The following is a 22,838-nucleotide window of genomic DNA, read 5'->3' on the forward strand; positions in this document are numbered from 1 at the left end:
ACGCATGGCGAAATTTATCGAGGTCACTGGTGCCGTCTTCGTCCGCGGCACCACGGTGTTTGCAGCCCAACGCGGCGCAGGCAAGAATATGGCCGGCGTGTGGGAATTCCCCGGAGGCAAGATCGAACCTGGTGAATCTCCCGAAGAGGCACTTGCCCGAGAGATCCGCGAAGAACTTCGCGTTGATGCGGTCGTCGGCGACCACATCACCACCACGGCCTACGAGTATGACTTCGGCACAGTCAACCTAGCCACGTACTTTTGCACGCTTTCCGACGATGCATCTCCGACTCTCACCGAACACCAAGATGCCCGCTGGGTACCAATCGATGAACTCATCGACCTGGACTGGGCACCGGCCGATATCCCAGCAGTACATCTGATCATGGAGAAACTCGGATGAGCACATCGAAACCGGCACTCCGCGAAGGAGTAGAACACGGTTTTGTCGACCGCTATGTGGGTTCAAGTGCTGTGTTCAACCCACTACTCGTGGCAAACACTGACGAAAACACGATGCTAAAAGCAATCAACGAAGAGTTGAGCACTGCAGAGTCTTTCGTTTTCTCTGTTGCGTTTATTTCTTCTGGTGGTCTCAGTGCGTTGAAGACGGCATTGGTTAATTTCAAGGGCACCGGAAAAATAATTACTTCGGATTACCTCGACTTCAACGAGCCAGCAGTCCTCGAGGAGCTCCTCGAAGTACCCAATGTTCAGACCTATGTCTTTACCAATAAGCCACACCACGCCAAAGGGTATATTTTCCGTCGAAGCGATTATGCGACTTCGATTGTTGGGTCCTCGAATTTGACGCGAACCGCGCTGATCAGCAACAGAGAATGGAATCTACGGTTTTCCACCCATGACGACGGCGACATCACTGATCAGCTGAATAGAGCGATCGACGCTCACCTCGACGAAGCCGAGCCCCTCACAACTGAATGGATCGAGCAGTACGAAGCACGACGAGTCCCACCACCACAACGGTTCGACCCTGAACTTCCTGTAACCCTTGCTAGTAAGGGTGCCGACGAAGTTATTAAGCCCAATGCGATGCAAACTGAAGCGTTGGAAAAGTTGCAGTTGGTCCTCGACAACGGTGAGCAGCGAGCACTCATCATTTCTGCCACCGGTACCGGCAAGACAATTCTTTCCGCTCTTGCAACCCAAATGTACGGGCCGCAGCGGCTACTTTTTGTGGTTCACCGTGAGCAGATTTTGGAGAAGGCCGCTTACGAGTTTCAGCGTGTTTTACGTTGTGACGAATCGGAGATCGGCTTTTTCGTCGGCTCTCGTCGGCAGCTCGATCACAAGTACGTGTTTGCAACGATCCAGTCTCTTTCCCACCCGGAAACGCTCGCGCGCATCTCACCAAAAGAGTTCGACTTCATCATCATCGACGAGGTCCATCGTTCCGGCGCGGACACGTACCGTCGCGTGATCAACCATTTCAGGCCTGAGTTTTTATTAGGACTGACCGCCACGCCCGAGCGGACCGATGGCTTCAATATTTTCGAGCTCTTCGATCACAACGTTCCGTACGAGATTCGTCTTCGTTCCGCCCTCGAATCCCACATGCTCGTCCCCTTCGACTATTACGGCGTGACTGACTATCAGTCTGCGACGAACGGAACGCCCAACGATAAATCGTCGATCGACGAGCTTGTCGACGAAGATCGCGTGGATTATATCGTGTCCACTTTGGAGAAGTACGGATTCTCTCGTGGAGTCAAAGGACTTTTCTTCTGCAGCAGAAACGATGAAGCCTCAAAGCTCAGCGAGGCTCTAAATGGTCGTATCGTGTACGGCAACCCCCTACGAACGGTTGCCCTTTCCGGTGATGATCCTGTTGAAAAGCGCGAAGAAACCATTGCCCAACTCGAAGCCGGCAAGATCGATTACATCCTGACCGTTGACATCTTCAACGAGGGCATCGACATCCCCTCGATCAATCAAATAGTCATGCTTCGAGCGACACAGTCGTCGATCATTTTTACCCAGCAACTAGGACGCGGGCTCAGAATCGCTGAGGGTAAGCGTTCCCTTCGCGTTATCGACTTCATCGGTAACTATGCAAACAACTACCTCATCCCCATTGCATTAACCGGCGATCGATCCGGGGTGAAGGAATCGGTGCGCGAAACGATTCGTAAAGCCAACCGCTCTCACTTCGCAGGCATGTCGACGATCAGCTTCGACGAAGTGGCCACCCAACGAATCCTTGAGTCTCTCGAAAAGGTCAATCTGCTTGATAAACGCCGGGCAAAAGAGGCAATCACCAACCTCACTCACCGGCTCGGTGGCATTCCACGCCTAATAGATTTCGAATACCACGAGTCGACGAACCCAGCATTGCTTGCGAGCAAGTGGGGTAACTACTGGTCTCTCCTCCATTCCCTCAAACTCGTTGACCAGGCGCCACTGGCTAAGGAAAAGTGTTTTCTCGATTTTCTCCACGGCGAGATTCTGAACGGTAAGCGACCGCAAGAAGCTCTGGTACTGCGCGAATTATTGTCCACCCGCCAAGCTCCAACGGAAGATATCGCAGCAATGCTCGCAGCCGGCGGCTACCGGATCGACAACGATGCTCTGAGATCGATCGCGCGAGTCCTCGACCTCAGTTTCTTCACCACCGCGCAGCAAAAGAAATACGGGGAACTTCCTGTCGTCACTGTCGACTCCGCTGGCACCTGGCGCCTGGGTGAAGACTTCGCCGCCCTTTACGATTCCTACAATCCATCCGATCGATTCAATCCGATAAGCTTCCGGGATCACATCGATGACTTCATCGAAACAACACTGCTTCTCAACCGCAAGCACTATGACAAGAGCGGCACCCTTGTCGTCGGAAAGACGTATACGCGCCGGGATACGTGCCGCTTGCTGAACTGGCCATCAAACCAGGAGAGCACGGTCTATGGCTACAAGACGGACAAAGCAACCATGACGTGCCCGATCTTTGTCACCTATCACAAGGGTTCAGACATCGAGGCGAGTGTGGACTACGGCGATGAGTTCATCGACCAATCGACGATGCACTGGTTCACGCGAAACAACCGGACTCTGGAGTCGAAAGAGCTGGAGCCGATCTTAGGCAACAAGGCGGAACTCCACCTGTTCGTCATGCGCGAGGACGCAGACGATGGTGATTTCTACTACCTAGGCCAGGTGAAGTCCGACAACGCTCAACAAACGACGATGAAGGGCAAAGAGGGCGCTGAACTCGATGTTGTTACGACAGACCTAAATTTGAAGGTCCCCATCTCGCCAGAACTTTTTGCAGCGCTTACTGCACCGAAAACGGCAGCAGTCGCTCCCTAAGCCACAGCCCCTCGTCGTAAAGCGAAAAAGGCTTAGAAACCGACGTAGTTGTACATCTCCAGGCGCATGCCGGTCTCCTGGACATCCAGGACGGAGACGCCGGCGTGGCGGGGATTGACCATCTTGGAGATGTCGATGCCCAGGCCGCGGGCGAGGTAGCGGCGGATCACGCCACCGTGGGCGACCACGCACACCATGTCGATGTCATTGTTTCGGGCGTGGGTCAACGCCTCAAAAATGGCGGAGTTGATGCGGAAGAAGAACTCGTCCATGCGTTCACCGCCCGGAGGGTTGAACTCGCCTAGGCCCCAGTCCTCATACTCCTTCGGGTCCAGGTCCGCGATCAGGGAACCTTCCCAATCGCCCAAGTCGAACTCATTCAGGCGCGGATCCACCTTGTCGATGTGCAGGTGGGCTGCCTCCGCAGTCTGGATCGTGCGCTGCAACGCAGACGTCACCACGTAGCGCGGGGCAAGGTGGGCGATGATGGGACGAAGGCGCTCGGCCTGGGCGCGGCCTTCGTCGTTAATCGGAACATCTGTCTGGCCTTGCATGCGGCGCTCAATATTCCAGTCCGTGGCGGCGTGGCGGATCAGCATCAACTTCATAGGTATCACATTAGTCTCTGAACTGGCTTACCGCGACGAGTCCGACAAGCAACACGGCGACAGGGACGAACATCGACAATCCCATTCCGAAACCCACGCCATAAGCGACGGTCATCTGCATCACCGCGCCCATCGCGGACTGGCCGATCACTGCACCGACCTGGCGGGACGTGTTGTACACGCCGGATCCGGCACCCATGACATCGCTGGGGAGGTCGCGCATCGAAATCGCAGAGTTTGGCGACCAGCACAGACCATTTGCAATGCCAAGCAGGCTAATCGGAATGACCATCCACCACTGGCTCGCCCCAGCGATCATGAATGCGCCGAACAGCACCATCGCAGCAATCATCGTGGTGAAACCGATTTGGGACACGCGTCCGGGCGCCATCCGGTCGGTCAGGCGCCCAGCGATTGGCGCGAAGATCACGCTCAAGATGCCCATCGGGATCAGCATCAACCCGGCGGCGGTGCCGTCCATCCCCTTGCCCACCTGCAGATACTGCATCAGGGGCAGCTGAACGGTATAGACCGCCACGCCCAGGGTGAACACCGCGACGATGCCGCGAGCGAAATTGTGCACGCTAAACAGTTTCAGCGGGATCAGGGCGTCCGGGCCGCGGCTTGCTTGACGACGAATGAGCGCGACAAGAGCGAGCGCGCCGACGATCAGAGCGACCCACACTGGCCAACCCCAATCCCATTCAGGGCCCTGCTGGAAAGCGACGGTCACACCAGCGACGGCCACTAGGGAAATCAGTGCGGACCATAGATCGATCACGGCCGTGGTGCGTGGCAGGCGTGGCACGAAGATTGCGACCATGGCGATGGAGAGCACACCGACCGGGATATAGACGGCGAACACCCAACGCCAGCCGCCGGCGTCGACAAGCACTCCCCCAAGCGCCGGCCCGAACAAACCGGCCGAGCCCGCCACCGCCGACCAATAGCCCAGCGCGGTGCCGCGGCTGCTGCGCGGGAAGATGCGGTTGATCACGGCGAGCGGCTGGGGGTTCAAGATCGCACCACCGAAGCCCTGGATGGCGCGCAGGGCGATGAGGGCCTCGATGCTGGGCGCGAATGCGCAGGCGCCGGCGGCCACCACGAAGATAATCATGCCGATGATGTACATGCGGCGCTGGCCGAAGCGATCGCCAAGCCTGCCCGTCACAAGCAGAGGGACGGCGAAGGTAAGCAGGTAAGCGGCAACCACCCAAATCATTTGGTTGGTGCTGGCCCCAAGGTCCTCTGCAATCGCCGGCAGCGCCACCGCCACCATGGATTGATCAATCAGGGTAAGAAAAAGGCCCACACACAACGCGGCAAGGGCGCGATAAGCGGCGGGCTTTGAAATTTCAGTTGGGGTACTCACCCGGTACAACATACCTATGTTGCAGGTGTTTGTGTGGAGGAGGGGGGTTCGGTGCTGGCGTTAGCCCGGTGGTGGGATTCGCGCATCGCCCTGGCAATCGAGGCTGCGGGTTCTTCCACGCACACCTTCCCGATATTTGTGCGCGGCAACGTTAACTGCAGCACCCCGTTGAAGAAAAACAGCAACAAAAGCTTGTCTAAAAACTGGGTGATCACGGTGTGGTAGACCAATACCTTGACCTCATTGGACTCCACCATGGAAATGAAGTTATACAGGTGCTGGGCTCCGGCGTGGTACAGCCCGTCAAAGACCGTGAAGTAGTTGATGAGCAGGACTGTGCCTGCGATCAGTCCTAAGGCGCACCCGGTCGTCATGAGCCGTGGCACCGTCGCGGTCCAGCCTTCCACCATCGCAAACCACATGAGGGCGCCCGGGATCATGAATACCAACACCAGGGGCACCATGGCGGGCGCAAACAAGCTGCCGAGCACCGTGGTAAAAGCGCCCACTCCCATCGCGGCAAGTGGTCCTGCCGCGAAGCCGATGAAAACAGAACCCATGACAGAGAAATACAGTGGCACTTCCAGCGCCTGTGTCAGGGTGGCAAACCCCAAATTAAAACCGACACCAAGCACCCATATCCACAGGGCCTTCCCGCCGTGGTTGCGCACTGTGGGGGTAAACGCAATAATCCCGGCCACGAGGACCAGCACGAAAGCAATAATATAAATCGGTTCGTCGAACACGCTATCCGGCACATGGGTGTTCGTCACCACGATCATCGCCCACGCCAACGCCGCTATGATCAACACGCCGCCACTGAGCCATGCCAGCGCTGTTTGATCGCTGAACGGGCCTGTGCGGCCCGTATGGTTTAGACGGTATTCCACGGCAGCGCCTTTTCACGGTTGGTCTGAACTTTTCTCCACTATATTAACCGCGTCAAGTAACTGTGCATTACTTGCGCTTGATCACTCGACGAAGGCGCAGCTGGGAGGTAGCCAGCGTCTCACGACCAAAGATCCACGCGACCACCGCGACTAGGGCGAGCACGCCGCATACACCGAAGGCCACCGTAAATCCGTAGCGCTCCGCGAGGGCACCGATCACGATGGGGCCTGCAATCTGCCCAGCATCCATGCTCATCTGGAACGTCGATAAGGCCTTGCCGCCTGAGCGTTGGTTGCCGATGACGTCGGCAAGCACTGCCTGCTGCCCTGGGTTCAACAGGCCGGAGCCCATGCCGGCTAAAGCCGAGACGATGATCAGTGGCCAGAACGAATCGGCAAAGCCCATGCCGCCGGTAAAGATCGCGGAGAACACCAGCCCCGACACGATCAGTGGCTTACGCCCGATCGTGTCCGCCAATCGCCCGGAGAACTGCAACGCGATCGCGTTACCCGCGGCGAATGCTGCCATCGCTAGACCGGCTGCGGCGCTACCGTGTTCGAACACCGCTGCCGCGAAGAGGGGTAACACGGCTACGCGCACGCCCATATTGATCCAGCCGTGTGCGAAGTTAGAGACCAAGACGGAGCGATACGCCGAATCCGAGATCGCCTCCTTTAGCTCCAAAGGTGGCAGCGTGTCCTTCTTCTCGTCCTCGTCGCTACGCGGCATGGCCTTCCACACGACGAAGGCTGCCAACCCCACGCCCACGCTATAAATGACGAACGGCCAGCGCATGCCCAAAAAGGACATGGCAGCGCCCGCGACCGGACCGACGATATTACCCAGCAGGAACGCCGTGCCATAGACGGATGAGGCCCGACCGCGGATCGACGGAGGTGCCACCTTCACAATCATCCCCATCGCCGAGATAGAAAACATCGTCGAACCGATGCCCGCGATCGTCCGCAGCACCAACACATGCCAGTACGCCTGGGTAACGGCAACCAACCCGGTAGCAACAGCAACGACGATTAGCCCGGTCAAGTACACCTTGCGCGAACCGATCTTATCGACGAGGCGCCCAGCCCACGGCGCCCCCAGAAGGCGCGCGGCCGAGAACACCGACACCACTGCACCGGCCGCAGCCATGGACACGCCAAAGCTGACGGCGAACTGCGGGATGATCGGGGCGATGAGGCCATAACCTAGGGCGATGAGAAACGCCGCGGAGACCAGGACCCAGATCTCCTTGGGAATCTTGACAGGGGCCTGACCAGCCTCGTGTGATGCAGAAGAGTCATTCATTGTGCCTATTAGCCTAGCCCCTTTCGATACGGAAGTTATTCCACTCCGCTTTTCGAACGCATGTTCTATTGGTTGAGTTGTCGTGTCGCACCCACGTTCTAGTGTGTGAGCCATGAACAACAACTTTTCTCTGACCACCCGCCCCACCGTCGATAGCTTGCGCCTCCACCACCCTGACACCTTGGAGGGCGCAGCAAGCCGAATCCGCCACCCCCGAAGCCTGGCCCGGCCCGTCCCCTCATGGCGGCCACCGATCATGAAACTTCCAGGCGGCGCCGGCGCTCCCCCATTAAACCTAGCGATCAGTCGGCATCGCGTCGGCCCCCGCGCAGCGGCCCGGATCCGCGGCTTTGGCGAAAAGCGCACACCCGCCTACCTCGTCAGCGTGCGCATCACCGATCCCACTGGCAGGCCAACGGACCGCGGTCTGGCTGAAACATGGATCCGTGCTTTGCTTCCCGACGATGTCGGCAACAAAGTCCACGAGGTCGACTCGCACAAGGCGGTGACCTACGTGTGGATCGTGGATGGCAGCTTCAACCTGCTTGAATCACCCGCCTCACTGTTCGAGGGGATGGCTGCCGCATAGGAATAACGCCTAGTCCTCGTCTTGGTCGAGCTCCTCGTCATCGAAGTCGTAGTCTTCGTCGTCATCAAACTCGTCATCAAACTCGTCGTCATCGTCGGCGCCGAAGATGTCGTAGACCAGGGGCCCGTCGAAATCATCATCACTGACGGGAAGGAGTTGGGATTCCCATTCCTCTGCCTGATCAGCGGCCAGGGACAGCACGTCAAACAGCCGGTCGAAATCCGCGAAGGTGCCCAGGTCGAGGATTTCACCGTCGAGGTCAGCCTCAATCACCAAATCGTCGAAGAGTCGCTGGCGGTCCTCGTCGGAAAGCTCAACATCACCGTCGGATTCCCACAGCTCATCAATTGCCTGATCCACCATGTCTTCGTAGCCAGTACCCAATGCGATGAACTCCACCGCAGCACTAGGAACACCATCGATGACTTCCACCATGACCTGCAGCTCAGAGTTCTCGCCCACCTCGGCGCGAACCAGATTCGCATTCACGGCATCCTGGTAGAACTCCAGATCAGCGATGCGCTCATCGGTGCCCTCCAGAATGTCGCGCAGCACGGTAACAACCTGATCGGTTGCGATGTGCTCAGCGACAGTACCCACCGCGGCATCGACAGAGAACACCACAGAAACCAACACGGCCTCGAAGTCCTCGTCATCTTCATCCACGTCCGCAGCAGCAATATAAACATTGGCCGCCGGGAGGTGCGGGTCAATCTCCACAAATTGGATCTCAACTTCCGCAGTGATGGGCACAAACATGGTGTCGTCGTGAACGCGCGACTCTACGCCCTCGTCGTCAAGCGCAGCGGCAATATCCTCGAAAAAGCTCATGTCGATATTTTCCTTCCCAGGTGAAAGCCACTACTCACAGCGGTGGTGACCGGCACCTAGCCTAGCCACTTTGGACCGAACGCGCCGAAAATCAGCCCACGAATTACTCAACATCCGTCTCCAACGCCATACCCAGGAAATGAGCCACACGCTGTTCGATATCCGCGCGGCCCTCACCCCAGTTCGTCATGTCAAAATCCGCCCATGCGCGACGCTTCGAACTCTTCGGGTCATACTCCACGTAAGGCTCCGGCTCGAACACCGCGGTCGCCCGACCCGGCGCGGCATCAGAACGCCACGTGTACTCCGGCCACTGCGGCCCCGGCCTGCCGTGATGGAAAAACTGGCCCCAGTGATACTGCATGCGCTCGCTGGTTTCCTCAAACCCCTCCGTGGACAGCAGGCTGTCGAACTTCGAGGCACGTGTTGTGCCCGGCGCGCCGAACACGGCCGTCAGGTCGGAGGCGTGGATAGCACCCAGGCCCAGCCGCCGCATGGTGGAGTTGGCGTAGTCGAAGCGGTACATCCAGGTCGGTGCGACGCTGCGGTGGTTGGTGGCCACAGATACGGCCGGCGCCCAGAAGAGGGCATCCGCGATCAGCTCGGCGAAGTCAGAGCGTTCCACCGCCCCCTTGTAGGCGGCGAGCACCTGGTCGGCATGCACGGGGTCGAAGACGTCCAAGAGCCGTTTGGCGGCGGCGTGGCGTTTCTTCGTGCGCCAGTACATCGCTTTGGCGAAGCTGGCCTCATCGGAGTTGGTGCCGATGATCAACGGGACCGGCGCCTGCTTCCCCTCGGCGAAAGTCTCCAGTGGGTGCTGTGGCATTGTGGCGGATTCCACGGTGGGCATGAAGGCGGAGTTGAAGTACATCAGCTCGCCGCCACGAATCGTCATAGCCTGGCCGGTTCGCACCAACTCCACGGCATCGGCATCGCGCAGGTCATCCAGGGTGGACAGGCGTGACATGCCCATCATGTCCAGCAGCCGGGTGGCCCACCAGGCCGACTGAATGCGGGTATGCACCGAGCCGATGGGCGGCGATTGCGCAACGGCACCGTGAAAGAGGCCGCGGGCGGGCGGGGAACTCATGAGATGGATCACCGATGCACCACCTGCGGATTCACCCATGATGGTCACATTGTTCGGATCACCGCCGAAGCCCGCGATATTGTCGCGCACCCACTCAAGTGAGAGGATCTGGTCGCGCAGCGCCGGGTTAGGCACGCAATCTTTGCCGATGGAGCGCAGGTCCAGGTATCCCAGCACGCCCAGTCGAAAGTTCACAGAGACGTACACCACGCGCGCTTCGTTGGCCAGGTTGTGGCCTTGGAGGACTTCTTCATTGGATGAGCCCATCAGGAAAGAACCGCCGTGGAAATACACCACAACAGGCAGTTCTTCCCCGTCTTCATAGTCTTTCGGGCGGACGATATCCAGATGGAGGCAGTCTTCAGTGCCGATGGTTTTTCCGACCAGGCTGTAGGTGCCCTGGAGCGCGGGCGGGGCGAATTCGGAGCAGTCGCGGATCCCGCCCCATGGCTTCACTGGCTGCGGGGCGCAGAACCGGTTCGCCCCTGACGTGTCTGCGCCAAAGGGAACGCCGCGCCATGTAGCGCACCCGGTTGTGGGATCGGCAACGCCGCGAACGTCCCCGGCCGTCGTCGTGACGACGAGGTGGTCGGAGCTTCCTGCGTAAGTGCGATCAATCATTGGCATGCTTCCCACCGTAGTAACTCTTTCAGCGGCCGCGGAGGTCACAAGTTGGTTAAGGCGGAAATTTTCACTGGGAGCTATCCGCTGTAGTTATTGTTATCCCTCTACACTTTAGTAAAAATGCATATCTTTTGAGGAGGCCACTGTGGCACGTATCGACGAAAAACTCCAGCTTACCGACGACGCAACTACCGAAGACGAGATCTTGGACGCCATCGGCACTGATGCTGAGACCGTTGAAGAGATGGAGAAGCGCGCGGGCCCGGTGGGGCGTGCGCTGATTAGTGCCGTGGACAAGGCCGTGCACATCCAGGGCAGCACCATCAAGCGTTATGTGGATCGGCTGCGACGCAAGAACCCGGACGCCTCCCCTGCTGACCTGCAGAAGATTATGGACAAGCACTTCCTCACCACGGTCTCTGGCACCGGTGCCGGGGTGGGTGCAGCGGCTGCGATTCCAGGTATCGGCCTGTTCACTGGCGCTGCCGCGGTGGCCGGTGAATCCGTTGTCTTTTTGGATTTCGCCGCGGTCTACACGGTGGCTAGTGCTTACCTACGCGGTGTCGATATTTCGGATCCGGAGCGTCGTCGCGCGCTCGTCCTTATTGTCCTGCTGGGGACGAAAGGTACCGCCATCGTCGAGGCGCTCATGGGCGATGCAGCCAAGGGCGCCCCTGTAGTGTCGAACCTCTCGCGCTTTTCCGCGCCCAAACTGACAACAGTCAACAACCGGCTGATGCGTTTTGCGCTGAAGCGGGTGACGCGCAGGTTTGCCACCGCATGGATTGGCAAGCTGCTGCCACTGGGACTTGGTGCGGTTGCGGGCACCATGGTCAACCGCAAGCTGGCCAATGAGGTTATCAACAACGTCTCCAAGGACCTCGGGCCCACCCCAACCAACTTCCTCACCGAGATCGAACCCGCCGTGCGCGAAGAAGACCTCGAGGCGGAGGAAGAAAAGGAGCTGGAACGCCTGACCGGGCAGTCGAAGAAGCAGGGTAAGGTCAAAAGTGTTCTCAGCAACGCCAAAGACACCGTGGGAAACGCCATTGACGGAGTGGTTGACCGTTTCAAGCGGAAATAATTAGTGAAGGAAGTTTGATCTGTCAGTGCAATCGTCGGCAAGCAGTGGCGCGCGGCTGATCACACGTATCCTGGCTCGCCGGCCGTGGGTAGCAACCTTAGCTTTTGGCAGCGCGATCCTCGCCGTTTTACTCCAAGTCACGGTTCCTGCCTTGACCGGGCAGGCCATCGACGTGGCCACTGGCACCGCTTCCGGCTCCATCCCCACCATCGCCTGGTTGATGGTGGGTATTGCCGTGGTGCAATACCTCGCCCAGATCATCAGGCGCTGGTCCGCAGGCCACCTATCCATCGGCGCGCAGCATCTCTTGCGCGTAGAACTGCTGGATTCGCTCAACGCGCTCGACGGGCCGGGCCAGGACAAGATCGTTACCGGCCAGATCGTCTCGCGTTCCATCAGCGACCTCAACCAATTCCAGTCCGTCCTGGCCATGGGCCCGCTGGCGCTCTCGCGCGCGATCCAGTTAGTCGTCACCGTTGGTGTGATGCTCACGATGAGCATTCCGCTCACCGTCCTCTCACTGGCGTTCCTGCCGGTCATCTTGTGGATCGCGAACCGATCCCGCAAAACCCTGTATGCCGCCACGTGGGAAAATCAGCAGGCCACCGCCGACCTTGCAGAACACGTCGAGCAAACCGTCTCTGGCGTGCGCGTGGTCAAGGCCTTTGGGCGTGAGGCCCGCGCCGTCGATACGCTCGAGCAGCTGGGCCGCCGCCTTTACGCGGTGAAGATGCGCGCGGCGAAACTCACCGCCAGGTTCCGCCCCCTGCTCTCCCAGCTGCCCAACTTCGCCCTGGTAATCACCATCGTCCTGGGCGGTCTGCTAGCGATCCGCGGCGCGATCACCGTCGGCGAATTCGTCGCGTTCACCGCGTACTTAACGACGATGACCTCCACGATGAGCATGCTCACCAACACCTACGTGGCCATCCAGATGGGTATGAGCTCCGTCGACCGCCTCAACGAGGTCGTCAACCTGCGCCCAGAGCGCACCGAACCTTCCTCTCCCCTGTCGCTTGCCGACGAGCCCCTCGGCATCGCCTTCGATGCTGTCGATTTTGCGGACGACGGCCACCAGGTCCTGAAGGATTTCACGGTGCGCGTCACTCCGGGCGAAACAGTGGCCGTGGTCGGCGGCCCTGGTGCGGGAAAGTCCATGGCCGTACAACTCGCCGGCGGTTTCTATACCCCCGATGCCGGCACCATCTCCTTAGTCGGTGCCCGCGACTACCCCTATGAACGCCTCCACAGCCACGACATCCGCACTGCCGTGACCTGCGTGTTCGATGAGGCGTTCCTGTTTTCCACCACCATCTTCGACAACATCGCCATGGGCCTTGATGTCAGCGAGGCCGAGGTCGCCCGCGCAGCTCACTTGGCGCGTGCCGACGAGTTCATCGACGATCTCGACGACGGCTACCAGACCGTCGTGGGCGAGCGCGGCCTGACACTGTCGGGCGGGCAACGCCAACGCGTCGCACTCGCCCGGGCACTGCTCTCGCGGCCCAAGGTGATGATCCTCGACGATGCCACCAGCGCGATCGACGCCGAAAACGAAAAAATCATCCTGGATAATCTGCGCGCCGAGCTACGTGAGACCACCGTGATCGCCATTGCGCACCGCCAGTCCACCGTGGAGCGCGCCGACCGCGTGCTCATCGTCGACGACGGCCAGGTGATCGCCGACGGGCCACGCGAAAAGATTGTGGCCAGCCCCGCCTATACCGCACTGATGGCCCCTGCCGAGCACCCTGAAGAGCACACCCCTGCCCTACCGGTGCCCACCCAGGAAGAGCTGTGGCCGGTCGTCGATAAGCCTGATACTGGCCCACGCGTCGTCGCAACCGGCTCGCGCCACGGAGCCGTGATTACGGAAACGGAGGACCTGAAAGCCCGTGTGGAGGCGCCTCCCCCGGCCGATGAGCAGCCCAAGCTGGATCCGGAAGACTTGACCCGCCACGACAGCACTTTTCGAATTCGCCGCCTGTTCACGGCCGTGCGTGGGCTGATCGCCGCCGTCGTCGCGCTGCTGATCGTGGGGGTTGTAGCGGACCTTGCCTTCCCCACCTTGGTGCGTGCCGCCATTGACCGTGGCATCGTCGCCGCGGACACCCGCACCCTGTGGCTGGTCGCCGGGCTGGCAGCACTGGTTGTCTTAACGTCCTGGGCCTCGAATGCTTGGATGACGGTGCTGGCGTCGCGCTCAGGCGAAAGGCTGCTCTACGGCCTGCGGCTGCGCAGCTACGCACACCTGCAACGCCTGGGACTGAGTTTCTTTGAAAGCCACCTGTCCGGGCGGATCATGACGCGGATGACCACCGATATCGACACCTTGTCGAACTTTCTGCAGACGGGTCTGGCCCAAGCCATCGTGTCGCTGGGCACCCTGGTCGGCGTCAGCGTGATGCTGGTGGCCACCGACGGGTCGCTGACCCTGGTGGCGGTGTCCGTCGTCCCGGTGATCATTGTGGTCACGATCATTTTCCGCGTGCTGTCGCGGCGCTACTACACGGCCGCACGCATGCAGGTCTCTGCCGTGAACGGGCAGTTCGCTGAGCTGATCGGCGGGATCCGCACCAGCCAGATGCACCTGCTGGAGACCCGCACGCACGATTCTTTCACCGCGGAATCAGACAAGTACCGGCGGCTGCGCATGCGCTCGCAACTGCTGGTGGCGCTCTACTTCCCCGGCATGCAGGCGATTTCTCAGATCATGACCGCGGTGGTGGTCGGCATCGGTGCCACACGCGTCGCCGCCGGCGACCTCTCCGTGGGTGTCGTGGTGGCCTTCACCATGTACCTGGGGCAGCTCTACGGGCCGATCCAGCAGCTGGGCCAACTCTTCGATTCCTGGCAGCAGGCCACGGTAAGTTTCAGCCGTATTTCCGAGCTTCTGGCCGCCGACACCACCGTGCCCGATACCGGCACCAACCCCGGCGCACATGAGGCCGCGCAAGGCCCGATCGCGTTTGAGGATGTCAGCTTCCGCTACGGAGAAGCCGAAACGTCGGGCGCGAGAAATATCATCAACCAACTTTCGGTTACCCTCAATCCCGGCCAAACCGTAGCCCTTGTTGGCCCGACAGGTGCCGGTAAGTCGACCGTCGTGAAACTCATTGCACGTTTTTATGACCCCGTTTCGGGGGTGGTCACGGCCTCCGGTTCAGCAATCCCCAGCTTTCCTGTCGCCCAGTGGCGTCGTGAAGTCGCCCAAGTGCCCCAGGAGTCCTATCTTTTCCCAGGCACGGTGGCCGAAAACATTGCATATGGGCGCGACGGGGCCACCGATCACGAAGTAGAACAGGCCGTCGCTGCCATCGGCGCCTTGCCGGTCATCGCGGCGATTCCCGGCGGATTCAACCACCGCGTCGGCGAACGCGGGCGGGGACTTTCTGCAGGACAGCGCCAGATCATCGCGCTGGCCCGGGCTGAGCTGATGCAAGCACCCATCGTGCTTCTCGACGAAGCGACCGCCACCTTGGACCCGGCCACAGAGCAGGCGGTGCTCGACGCCTCGGGCAAAACGGCCTCCGGGCGCACTGCGGTGATCGTGGCACACCGTCTAGCAACCGCTTTAAGGGCTGATCGGATACTAGTTATCGACAAGGGACGTATCATCGAAGACGGGTCGCATCACTCCCTCCTCCGCCAGAACGGAAGGTATGCCCAAATGTGGCGAACTAACCACTAAAGGGGGTGAGTAGACTGGATTAGTAAAGCATCATCCGGCTGTGTTCACACACTTGTCGGATGGACAATTAAAGTCGAATGACAACCATCACAACGCACCAAGAAATGAGGCGAGCATCTGCCGTGAGCAGCGCTAGTACTTTCGGCCAAAACACCTGGCTGGTTGACGAGATGTTCCAGCAGTACCAACAGGATCCATCAAGTGTGGATGCTGAGTGGCGGGAACTCTTCGAAAAGAACGGGGCCCCTAAGTCTGCTAAGGAAGTGACCGCACCCACCGCTGGTGCCGGAGCTGCCAAGTCTCCCTCCAAAGAACAACAGACTCGCGAAACCAAGGTCGATGAGGCCGTCGACAAGGCGGTAAAGCCAGCGGTCAAGACTCCAAAGCCAAAGAAGAGCCCTCTGGACCGCATCCAGGAAGCACCAGAGGCTGAAGAGCGTCAGCTAAAGGGCACCTTCAAGGCCATCGCGAAGAATATGGACGAGTCCCTGTCCATCCCAACGGCCACGACCGTGCGCGACATGCCGGTCAAGCTCATGTTTGAAAACCGCGCGCAGATCAACGATCACCTGAAGCGCACCCGTGGTGGCAAGATTTCCTTTACTCACATCCTCGGCTACGCAATCGTGAAGTCCGCGATGATCCACCCGGCGATGAACGTGCGTTACGAGCTCAAGGACAACAAGCCTTTTGTTATCCAGCCGGAGCACATCAACCTGGGCCTGGCCATTGACCTGCCTCAGAAGGATGGCTCCCGCGCACTGGTGGTTGCGGCGATCAAGGAGTGCGAGACCAAGTCTTTCTCCGAGTTCGTCGATGCTTATGAGGACATCGTCGAACGCGCCCGCGAGAACAAGCTGAAGCTTGATGACTTCTCCGGCGTGACCATGTCTCTGACCAACCCAGGCGGTATCGGCACCCGCCACTCTATCCCACGCCTGACCAAGGGCCAGGGCTCCATCATCGGCGTTGGCGCCATGGATTACCCTGCCGAGTTCGCTGGTGCTTCCGAGGATCGTTTGGCTGAGTTGGGCGTCGGCAAGCTCGTTACGCTGACCTCCACCTACGATCACCGCGTGATCCAGGGCGCAGAGTCCGGCGAGTTCCTGCGCGACATCTCGCAGCTGCTTGTCGACGACAAGTTCTGGGACGAGATCTTCGAATCGATGGAGATCCCTTACGCTCCAATGCGTTGGGCACAGGACCAGCCAAACACCGGCCTGGACAAGAACACCCGCGTGATGCAGCTGATCGAGGCCTACCGCTCCCGCGGCCACCTGATGGCTGATACCAACCCAATTCGTTGGGAGCAGCCAGGCCTGCGCAAGCCGGATTCCCGTGACCTGCAGATGGAAACTCACGGCCTGACCCTCTGGGATCTGGACCGCACCTTCCACGTCGGTGGCTTCGGCGGCAAGGAAACCATGACCCTGCGCGAGGTGCTCACCCGCCTGCGCAGCGCCTACACCCTGCACGTCGGTGCTGAATACACCCACATCCTGGACCGCGATGAGCGCGAATGGCTACAGGACCGCCTGGAGGCTGGCATGCCGAAGCCATCCAACGCGGAGCAGAAGTACATCGTGCAGAAGCTCAACGCTGCCGAAGCTTTCGAGAACTTCCTGCAGACCAAGTATCTCGGCCAGAAGCGCTTCTCCCTCGAGGGCGCAGAAACCCTGATCCCACTGATGGATGCCGTGATCGATACCGCCGCAGGCCAGGGCCTCGACGAGGTTGTCATCGGTATGCCTCACCGTGGTCGCCTCAACGTGCTGTTCAACATCGTCGGCAAGCCAGTGCGCACCATCTTCAATGAGTTTGAAGGCAACATGCAGTCCGGCCAGCAGGGTGGTTCTGGTGACGTGAAGTACCACCTCGGCTTCGAGGGCGAGCACGTCCAGATGTTCGGCGACAACGACATCAAGGTCACCCTCACCGCGAACCCGTCTCACCTCGAGGCTGTGGACCCTGTCATGGTGGGCCTGGCACGTGCGAAGCAGGACATCCTGGACAAGGGCAAGTCCGAAGACGGCTACAGCGTTGTGCCACTGATGCTGCACGGCGACGCCTCCTTCGCAGGCTTGGGCGTGGTGCAGGAGACACTGAACATGTCCCAGCTGCCTGGCTACACCGTCGGCGGCACCGTCCACGTCATCGTGAACAACCAGATTGGCTTTACGACGACGCCTGACTCCGGCCGTTCCACCTACTACGCCACCGACCTGGCCAAGGGCTTCGACTGCCCTGTCTTCCATGTCAACGGCGATGACCCTGAGGCCGCTGTGTGGGTTGCCCGCCTGGCTACCGAGTACCGCCGCCGGTTCGGCAAGGACGTCTTCATCGACCTAATCTGCTACCGCCTGCGCGGCCACAACGAGGCTGATGACCCAACGGTGACCCAGCCGAAGATGTACGAGAAGATCCACAACCACGACTCGGTGCGTACCCGTTACACCAACGACCTTGTTGGCCGTGGCGAGCTGACCGACGAAGAGATCGAGATCGTCGAGCAGGACTTCAACGAGCAGCTGGATGCAGTCTTCGAGGACGTCAAGTCCACCGAGGGCAAGCCAAGCGAGCAGACGGGTATCACCCACTCGCAGGAGCTGACCAAGGGTCTGGATACCTCCATCTCCCAGGAAACCCTGGAGTCCCTGTCCGGTGCGTACGCCAACCTGCCAGAGAAGTTCACCCCGAACAAGCGCGTCGGTTCCGTCCTGAAGAAGCGCGGCAACTCTGCAGACCAGGGCGACATCGACTGGGCATGGGGCGAGCTGCTGGCCTTCGGTTCCCTGGCTGCCGACAACGGCAAGCTGGTGCGCTTGGCCGGTGAGGATTCCCAGCGCGGTACCTTCACCCAGCGCCACGCGGTGCTTTACGATCCGAATACCGGCGAAGGCTTCAACCCGCTGCACCAGCACGCGGTTGATGCTGGTAACGGCGGTAAGTTCCTCGTGTACAACTCCTCCCTGACCGAGTTCGCGGGCATGGGCTTCGAGTACGGCTACACCGTGGGCAACGAGGACGCAGTTGTTGCATGGGAGGCACAGTTCGGCGACTTCGCCAACGGTGGCCAGACCATCATCGACGAGTACGTCTCCTCCGGTGAGACCAAGTGGGGCCAGCTGTCCAGCCTGATCCTTCTTCTGCCACACGGCTACGAAGGCCAGGGACCGGACCACTCCTCCGCACGCATCGAGCGCTTCCTGCAGCTGTGCGCTGAGGGTTCCATGACGGTTGCTCAGCCAACCACCCCGGCTAACCACTTCCACCTGCTGCGTCGTCAGGCTCTGGGCCAGATGAAGCGTCCACTGGTCGTCTTCACCCCGAAGTCCATGCTGCGCAACAAGGCCGCTGTGTCCCAGCCAGAGGACTTCACCGAGCAGACCTCCTTCCGCTCCGTGATCAACGACCCGAACTTGGTTGATGCCAAGAACGAGAAGATCGGCGACACCGACAAGGTGACCACCGTCCTGCTCTGCTCTGGCAAGATCTACTACGAGCTGGAGAAGCGCCGCCAGAAGGATGAGCGCGACGACGTCGCTATAGTTCGTATCGAGATGCTGCACCCAATCCCATTCAACCGCTTGGGTGAGGCATTCGAGCACTACCCGAACATGAAGGAGCTGCGCTTCGTCCAGGACGAGCCAGCAAACCAGGGTCCATGGCCGTTCTACCAGGAGCACCTCAAGGAACTCCTGCCGGACCTGCCAGAGCTCCAGCGCGTCTCCCGCCGTGCACAGTCCACCACCGCAACCGGTGTGTCGAAGGTGCACCAGATGGAAGAGGAGCAACTGATCGACGAGGCATTCGCCAAGTAACAGCGCTTCTAACGGCATAGAAGTTGGCCGCGCCTGACAGTGATTGTCGGGCGCGGCCTTCTTTTGTTCTTTGGTTCCTGAGCCCGAGTGCCGCCCCACTCCCGCAGCCTGCTAGAAACCTAAACCGATATAGTCCTCGCTACATAGTGCGGGTCGCTTATTGAAAAGCGAACGGCATCACGCAGTATGTGGCGAGGACTATATCGGTTTACGAAGTGGAGGGGCGGACTCGAGCACTATGTGGCGAGGACTATATCGGTTTGCGCAAGACTACCTAGAGGACGGCTTATCGCTGGTGGTCGCCTCTTGGTCATAGACAGAAGAGGAAGTACTCAACCAGTCCGAGACTACGGCGGACACCGAACCCTGGCGGCGCGCGCGTGTGATCAGCTTGTCTATCTCTTCAGAAGACAAAGACCGCGTCACATTATTAATCGCAGACATTTCCGCCCGGGTAAAGAGTTCCTTGTTAAATACCGGAACAATATTTTGTGGCAGGTAATAGTACTCGTCGCCCTTGCAGCCCTGTGCTGGTGAGGGGTCCGTCGTCGTCACGTTTCCTGGCAGCGACCCGACGAATTCGTCGTAAGTGCGCTGCGATAAGTCGTTGTAGTTCGCGTCGGCAGCCCCGCCGGAACCCGAACCCAACCCGAATTCCTCCGTGATCTCATCCGCGGCCTCCGGGTTCATGGAGCCAAGCAGCTCCCCGGTGCAGCCCACGATGAAGTTCACCTCGCCCTCTTGCAGCCTGGACATCCGGCCCTGAGCAGCGGGATCAGTTTCCAGCGCCAGGCTGGAGTTGCGTTCCTGGCCCAGCAGGGTTTGGTGGTAGATCTCCCCGAGCACCATCTGCTCACTGGATGTTGCGTTGACTGAGATGGAGATGGGGATGTCATGACTGTCCACCTCCGCGCTCGAGGGCACCTGCGAGGTACACCCAGACATAACTAACCCCGCGACCAGCACGGACACCGTTGGCAGGATGCGCTTCTTTGAGCGCTTTCCGATGAGGCGTTGCTGCGGAGTGGCCACTGTATCCGTATCCTTTCGGCCGCGGGGAAACTCTGAGTCCTACATTAGATCAGAGTGTTGATCCTACCGGGTCTCGTCGGGGCGTGGCTCACCTGGCTGCGGTGCCTGGCCAGCCTGTGGAGCCTGGGGTGCGTTGCCCTGCAGCGCTGCGATCGCGTCGCGTGCTTCGGCGGCGCGCTGGGAGGAGCACAGAACGTCGTAACGCCCAGCGATGATCTGGGTGTGGGAGGAGAAGTCGCGGGCGCCACCGGTGGCGCCGTAGCTAATAGCAGCAAAGATCAGGCCGAAGATTGCGCCCAAGATGACACCGGTGAGGATCGGCGCCCAGAAGCCCACGGTGAGGATGACCCAGAGCAGACCGAAGAAGAAGCCCCAGAATGCGCCAGCCAGTGCACCGCCACCTAGGACGCGGCCCCAGGTCAGGCGGCCCGTAATCTTCTCGACCTCCATCAGGTCAACACCGACGATGGACAATTCCTGCACCGGGAATTCACGGTCGGAGAGGTGGTCAACAGCGCGCTGTGCTTCGGCGTAGGTGTTGAAACTGCCGACTGGCCAGCCTGCTGGGCGTTGGCGGACACCACGTGGATTTTGATTCATAGTCATTTAGAGAAAATCCTCCTTGAATAATCGAAAATTTTGAAGTACTTTCATTAGGTCAACGGTTCAAGTACGGAATTTGTTCCGGCCAGGTCTAAAATTATTTGCATGAGTTCGATTACTCGCCTATACGCTGGTCGCCTCGCCGGCCTTCAAGTCCGCGGACCCGATTATGAGGTGATCGGGCGTGTCAGGGATGTCGTCGTTACGCTCCGCCCGCACCCGCAGCTTTCGCGCGTTTTAGGCCTGGTGGTGGAGCTGGTGAACAAACGCCGCATTTTCCTGCCGATGCTGCGTGTCGCATCCATCGATCCCACGGACATCATCTTGGCCACGGGCTCTGTCTCGATGCGCACTTTCCGCGCCCGCGCCGGCGAACTGACCATTATCGGCGATGTGATTGGCACGCGCGTGTTCACGGACGACCCGGACTTCAAAGAGCTGCACGGCAAGCCCTGCGAGGTCGCAGACATCGAGATTGAGCAGACCCGCACCCGCGACTGGATCGTCTCCAAAGCGGCGGTATTCACCGATCGTCGGAAGTTCGGCCGCGCACCCACGATGTACACGGTGCCGTGGTCATCGATCGATGGCTTGGACCATGACAGCGCCGTCGCCGAGCAGAGCCACGTGGTCGAGCACATCGCGATGTTCGACGACATGCGCCCGGCCGACGTCGCCAATTACCTCGCTGACCTGCCCGAGAAGACCATGCACACGCTGGCACGCGAGCTTGACGACGAACGCCTCGCCGACGTGGTCCAGGAGCTGCCCGAAGATGACCAGAAATCCCTGCTGGAAACAATGGACATCGAGCGCGCCGCGGACGTGCTGGAAGAGATGGATCCCGACGATGCCGCCGACATCCTGCAGGAGCTGAACTCATCGAAAGCCGAAGTGCTGCTGGAGCTGATGGACCCGGAAGAGTCCGCGCCCGTGCGGCGCCTGATGAGTTTCTCCCCGGAAACAGTGGGTGCGCTGATGACCCCGGAGCCACTGGTGCTCACCCCGCAGACCACCGTGGCAGAGGCCCTCGCTTTGGCCCGCGATCCTGATTTGACCACCGCGCTCTCGTCGCTAGTTTTCGTCGTGCGCCCGCCCACCGCCACCCCGACCGGCCGCTACCTCGGCTGCGTCCACCTGCAGAAACTGCTCCGCGAGCCGCCCTCGACGCTGATCGGCGGCATCCTCGACCCGGACCTGCCGCAGCTCTACGCCGACGATTCGGAGGAGACCGCCGCGCGCTACTTCGCCACCTATAACCTGGTGTGCGGGCCGGTGCTTGACGACGATGGCCACCTCCTTGGGGCCGTCAGCGTGGATGATCTGCTGGACCACTTACTGCCAGAGAACTGGCGCGAAGACGATCTCCGACCACAGAAGAAACTGCGAGGTGTAAATCATGGCTGAGTACAACCGCTCCGATCTCGAGACTCCTAGCGGGGCGAAACGCCGCCGACTGATCCGCCTCGACGACGAAACAATCGGCGCCGGTGCCGAGAAAGTTGCCCGCTTCTTCGGCACCGGCCGCTACCTGATGTGGCAGACCGTGGTCGTGGTTTTATGGATCGCGTTGAATATCGGCGGTTTCTGGTGGCAGTGGGACCCCTACCCCTTCATACTGCTGAACCTGGCGTTTTCCACCCAGGCGGCCTATTCCGCTCCCCTGATCCTGTTGGCGCAGAACCGCCAAGAGGACCGTGACAAGGTCACGTTGGCGGCCGACCGGCGCCGCGATGAGCAGACGAAGGCGGATACAGAGTTCCTCGCACGTGAGCTGGCCAGCGTGCGCCTCTCTATGGGCGACATGGTCTCCCGCGACTACCTCCGCCACGAACTCGACGACGTCAAGAGCCTCCTGGAGCGCATTGAGGCAAAGCTCGATGATGCCTCTGCCGAAGACAATGAGACCTTCCACGACCTGGCTGAACCTATCCAGGGCGAGATCAGCAATAAATCTTAGGGTTTATTGACTGGGC

At 59.9% G+C, this 22,838-nt stretch carries 16 protein-coding genes; 8 read left to right on the top strand and 8 right to left on the bottom strand.

Annotated elements, in window-relative coordinates:
- Positions 1-4: 4 nt before the first annotated feature.
- Complete coding sequence (locus B097_RS0102155; protein WP_018580892.1) at positions 5-403, top strand: (deoxy)nucleoside triphosphate pyrophosphohydrolase; 399 nt, start codon at positions 5-7, stop codon at positions 401-403.
- Positions 400-3,321, top strand: coding sequence for a DUF3427 domain-containing protein (locus tag B097_RS0102160; RefSeq protein WP_018580893.1), 2,922 nt, complete (start codon positions 400-402; stop codon positions 3,319-3,321). The genes B097_RS0102155 and B097_RS0102160 overlap by 4 nt, the downstream gene beginning before the upstream one ends.
- Positions 3,322-3,353: 32 nt before the next feature.
- Here B097_RS0102160 and B097_RS0102165 read toward each other — a convergent pair whose 3' ends face one another.
- The 4 genes from B097_RS0102165 to B097_RS0102180 all read right to left on the bottom strand — a co-directional run bounded on the left by B097_RS0102165 (position 3,354) and on the right by B097_RS0102180 (position 7,497).
- Positions 3,354-3,929 (bottom strand): histidine phosphatase family protein, encoded by a 576-nt coding sequence (locus B097_RS0102165; RefSeq protein WP_018580894.1) that lies wholly within the window; start codon positions 3,927-3,929, stop codon positions 3,354-3,356.
- 10 nt (positions 3,930-3,939) lie between these two features.
- A complete protein-coding gene (locus tag B097_RS0102170; RefSeq protein ID WP_040429236.1) occupies positions 3,940-5,313 on the bottom strand; it encodes a DHA2 family efflux MFS transporter permease subunit in 1,374 nt (457 codons plus the stop codon).
- A gap of 2 nt (positions 5,314-5,315) precedes the next feature.
- On the bottom strand, positions 5,316-6,191 hold the full coding sequence (locus B097_RS0102175) for a hypothetical protein (RefSeq protein ID WP_018580896.1): 876 nt from the start codon (positions 6,189-6,191) through the stop codon (positions 5,316-5,318).
- A gap of 67 nt (positions 6,192-6,258) precedes the next feature.
- The gene (locus B097_RS0102180) at positions 6,259-7,497 is read right to left on the bottom strand and encodes an MFS transporter (protein ID WP_018580897.1); all 1,239 of its coding nucleotides are present in this window, start codon (positions 7,495-7,497) and stop codon (positions 6,259-6,261) included.
- Between the two features lie 112 nt (positions 7,498-7,609).
- On the opposite strand from B097_RS0102180, the gene B097_RS0102185 reads away from it, so the two are divergent.
- The gene (locus B097_RS0102185; protein WP_018580898.1) at positions 7,610-8,086 is read left to right on the top strand and encodes a hypothetical protein; all 477 of its coding nucleotides are present in this window, start codon (positions 7,610-7,612) and stop codon (positions 8,084-8,086) included.
- Positions 8,087-8,095: 9 nt separating this feature from the next.
- Here B097_RS0102185 and B097_RS0102190 read toward each other — a convergent pair whose 3' ends face one another.
- Entirely contained in the window at positions 8,096-8,917 is an 822-nt protein-coding gene (locus B097_RS0102190; RefSeq protein WP_018580899.1) for a hypothetical protein, read from the bottom strand.
- Positions 8,918-9,020: 103 nt separating this feature from the next.
- Positions 9,021-10,628 (bottom strand): carboxylesterase/lipase family protein, encoded by a 1,608-nt coding sequence (locus B097_RS0102195; protein WP_018580900.1) that lies wholly within the window; start codon positions 10,626-10,628, stop codon positions 9,021-9,023.
- Between the two features lie 148 nt (positions 10,629-10,776).
- Between B097_RS0102195 and B097_RS0102200 the strand changes: the two genes are divergently transcribed.
- The 3 genes from B097_RS0102200 to B097_RS0102210 all read left to right on the top strand — a co-directional run bounded on the left by B097_RS0102200 (position 10,777) and on the right by B097_RS0102210 (position 19,227).
- Positions 10,777-11,715 carry a hypothetical protein gene (locus B097_RS0102200; protein ID WP_018580901.1) on the top strand — a complete coding sequence of 313 codons (939 nt, stop codon included), beginning with the start codon at positions 10,777-10,779 and terminating at the stop codon, positions 11,713-11,715.
- A gap of 25 nt (positions 11,716-11,740) precedes the next feature.
- Entirely contained in the window at positions 11,741-15,406 is a 3,666-nt protein-coding gene (locus tag B097_RS0102205) for an ABC transporter ATP-binding protein (RefSeq protein WP_018580902.1), read from the top strand.
- Positions 15,407-15,528: 122 nt separating this feature from the next.
- The gene (locus B097_RS0102210; RefSeq protein WP_018580903.1) at positions 15,529-19,227 is read left to right on the top strand and encodes a multifunctional oxoglutarate decarboxylase/oxoglutarate dehydrogenase thiamine pyrophosphate-binding subunit/dihydrolipoyllysine-residue succinyltransferase subunit; all 3,699 of its coding nucleotides are present in this window, start codon (positions 15,529-15,531) and stop codon (positions 19,225-19,227) included.
- Positions 19,228-19,497: 270 nt separating this feature from the next.
- Here the strand turns inward: B097_RS0102210 and B097_RS0102215 are convergent, their stop codons facing one another.
- The gene (locus B097_RS0102215; RefSeq protein ID WP_018580904.1) at positions 19,498-20,259 is read right to left on the bottom strand and encodes a type 2 periplasmic-binding domain-containing protein; all 762 of its coding nucleotides are present in this window, start codon (positions 20,257-20,259) and stop codon (positions 19,498-19,500) included.
- 63 nt (positions 20,260-20,322) lie between these two features.
- Positions 20,323-20,865: a general stress protein gene (locus B097_RS0102220; RefSeq protein WP_018580905.1), complete on the bottom strand. Its 543-nt coding sequence runs from the start codon at positions 20,863-20,865 to the stop codon at positions 20,323-20,325.
- A 102-nt stretch (positions 20,866-20,967) separates the two neighbouring features.
- Here B097_RS0102220 and B097_RS0102225 point away from each other — a divergent pair, with 102 nt between their 5' ends.
- Together B097_RS0102225 and B097_RS0102230 are read left to right on the top strand one after the other, a co-directional pair.
- On the top strand, positions 20,968-22,269 hold the full coding sequence (locus tag B097_RS0102225; RefSeq protein WP_018580906.1) for a magnesium transporter MgtE N-terminal domain-containing protein: 1,302 nt from the start codon (positions 20,968-20,970) through the stop codon (positions 22,267-22,269).
- Positions 22,262-22,822, top strand: a complete 561-nt coding sequence (locus tag B097_RS0102230) for a DUF1003 domain-containing protein (protein WP_018580907.1) — start codon at positions 22,262-22,264, stop codon at positions 22,820-22,822. The genes B097_RS0102225 and B097_RS0102230 overlap by 8 nt, the downstream gene beginning before the upstream one ends.
- Positions 22,823-22,838 lie beyond the last annotated feature (16 nt).

The sequence above is a fragment of the Corynebacterium pilosum DSM 20521 = CIP 103422 genome, assembly GCF_000373805.1.
Taxonomy (GTDB): Bacteria; Actinomycetota; Actinomycetes; order Mycobacteriales; family Mycobacteriaceae; genus Corynebacterium; species Corynebacterium pilosum.

Coding starts and splice junctions, on each gene's coding strand:
- B097_RS0102155 (WP_018580892.1), top strand. CDS start 5: ATGGCGAAATTTATCGAGGTCACTGGTGCCGTCTTCGTCCGCGGCACC.
- B097_RS0102160 (WP_018580893.1), top strand. CDS start 400: ATGAGCACATCGAAACCGGCACTCCGCGAAGGAGTAGAACACGGTTTT.
- B097_RS0102165 (WP_018580894.1), bottom strand. CDS start 3,929: ATGAAGTTGATGCTGATCCGCCACGCCGCCACGGACTGGAATATTGAG.
- B097_RS0102170 (WP_040429236.1), bottom strand. CDS start 5,313: ATGTTGTACCGGGTGAGTACCCCAACTGAAATTTCAAAGCCCGCCGCT.
- B097_RS0102180 (WP_018580897.1), bottom strand. CDS start 7,497: ATGAATGACTCTTCTGCATCACACGAGGCTGGTCAGGCCCCTGTCAAG.
- B097_RS0102185 (WP_018580898.1), top strand. CDS start 7,610: ATGAACAACAACTTTTCTCTGACCACCCGCCCCACCGTCGATAGCTTG.
- B097_RS0102190 (WP_018580899.1), bottom strand. CDS start 8,917: ATGAGCTTTTTCGAGGATATTGCCGCTGCGCTTGACGACGAGGGCGTA.
- B097_RS0102195 (WP_018580900.1), bottom strand. CDS start 10,628: ATGATTGATCGCACTTACGCAGGAAGCTCCGACCACCTCGTCGTCACG.
- B097_RS0102220 (WP_018580905.1), bottom strand. CDS start 20,865: ATGACTATGAATCAAAATCCACGTGGTGTCCGCCAACGCCCAGCAGGC.
- B097_RS0102225 (WP_018580906.1), top strand. CDS start 20,968: ATGAGTTCGATTACTCGCCTATACGCTGGTCGCCTCGCCGGCCTTCAA.
- B097_RS0102230 (WP_018580907.1), top strand. CDS start 22,262: ATGGCTGAGTACAACCGCTCCGATCTCGAGACTCCTAGCGGGGCGAAA.